Annotated in this window: 2 protein-coding genes; both read right to left on the reverse strand. The window is 40.9% G+C overall.

The annotated features are described in order from the left end of the window. Positions 1-1,222, reverse strand: a 1,222-nt coding sequence (locus QUB52_RS29040; protein ID WP_332976348.1) for an RNA-guided endonuclease InsQ/TnpB family protein, incomplete at its 3' end; no start/stop codon positions are given. Further along, positions 1,200-1,598, reverse strand: a complete 399-nt coding sequence (tnpA, locus tag QUB52_RS29045) for an IS200/IS605 family transposase (RefSeq protein WP_332968132.1) — start codon at positions 1,596-1,598, stop codon at positions 1,200-1,202. The genes QUB52_RS29040 and tnpA, both read right to left, overlap by 23 nt. Positions 1,599-1,734: the final 136 nt, after the last annotated feature.

The following is a 1,734-nucleotide window of genomic DNA, read 5'->3' on the forward strand; positions in this document are numbered from 1 at the left end:
CCCTACTGACTCCTTCAAGGCAAAGCCCTAAAGTTGTCGCTACTTTTCGCAAAATGTTTGCAGCGCCGTTGCAGTCTGCATTAATTTTGCTTCCATCTTTTGAGTGATACAAGCCACGCTTGACACGTTTCCCAGACTCTTTCCACCCTTCGGGTTTTTCACCGAACTTAGGTAGTTCATCCGAATCTAAAAAACTCGCCTTACTCGTATAGCTTTCTTCAGTTTCAACAAATTGAATGCCATGTTGTTCGCAAAGCTGAGAAATCCTATCCTTTAATCGTGCGGTAGGAATTTGCACAAAACTTTGATTAGTTTTACTTCCAAGATTGATTTCTTGACGCATTCCTTTGTTCCAGCCAAATACGATAGTGCCTATTTGGTTCTTTAGGCAGTGATTCAATACCAATCTAGCTGCTTTATTGACGGCATCCCTAACTTGTCTATTTCGTTTTTCCGTAATTCTCCCTAATTGTTTAGACCAAAAGCCTTGAGGCTTGTCCTCTTTGACTCCTGCAACTCGTTTGTTGTACCACTGATTTAATGATTTTAGGTGCAGTCCATCTACAATTAAACTTGTCCCCACATTAGACACACAGGTCAGCCAATTATTTAGCCCTGGGTCAATACCTAGAGCTTTACTAGCGTCTAACTCAACTGCTATCGGCGGGACTTTATAGACAAATTCAGCATAAAATTGCCCATTTCTTGGCAAGATGCGAATTTCTCGGATTTTGTCGTAATCCAAGTTTGACGGCATTGGCAGATAGAATTCACTAATTCCAAACCATAGTTTAACTTTACCTCCTAGGGGAAACCTTAATTGCCCATTTTTTAACTTTACATCCGCCTTGGGAAACGTCGCCAGCTTAAGGCTGTTTTTGCGGTATCCCGGCAGTTTAGGGTGTTGTGTGACCGTACCTTTTTTGATGCCCTTAAGTAGTCCAATATAAGACTGAAATGACTCTGCCACAGTCGTTAAAGTCTGTTGAGCTACGTGAGAATACAATGCCTTGAAATGGGGATTGCCTTTCAACAGTCTGTGTAAAGTGGCTTTCCTTGGGAATTTCCCAGTTTTGAAATACAATTGCCGAGAATAGTAAAGCCCGCAATTGGCTAATTTGTTTGATTCTTCACAAACAAATTCTAGGATACTTTTCAAAGCTTGATCTGGGCTAATTAAATTTTGTTGGCAACCATAGTTAAACATTTTTTTGATTTTCAATATACTGCTTAACTACTGAGATAGGCGCACCACCGACAGTTGAAATAAAGTAACTGTTAGTCCACAGCGTCGGCAATCGGCTCTTTAGCCAAGGAAATTCTTGGCGAAGATATCGAGATGAGCGCCCTTTCATGTAACGAATTAGTTTGGCAATCCCAAATTGAGGATCGCATTCGACTAAAAGGTGGACGTGATCTGGCATTACCTCCATCTCGATCAATTCACTCTTAAACTCAGTCGCCACATCTAATAATATCTCTTTCAGACGAGTCTCAACGCCTTCAATTAAAACCTTGCGACGATATTTGGGACACCACACGATGTGATATTTGCAAGAGTAGACAATGTTTTTGTTTGACTTGTATTTAATGCTCATACTATAGTTATACAGCATAAAGCTGTATATGGTGCTAATTCAGCATTAAGCTTTGTTAAATACTGAAGGCGGTTGAAACCGCTGCCGACTTATCCCCATGTCTAAAGCCAGGGGCTTGCATCTCGCTTTTCGGTCA

This window comes from Microcoleus sp. A6-C6, assembly GCF_036705955.1.
Lineage (GTDB): Bacteria > Cyanobacteriota > Cyanobacteriia > Cyanobacteriales > Microcoleaceae > Microcoleus.

What these genes read in the sequence shown, in the direction of transcription:
- tnpA (WP_332968132.1), bottom strand. Translation starts at nt 1,598, where the DNA reads ATGAGCATTAAATACAAGTCAAACAAAAACATTGTCTACTCTTGCAAA.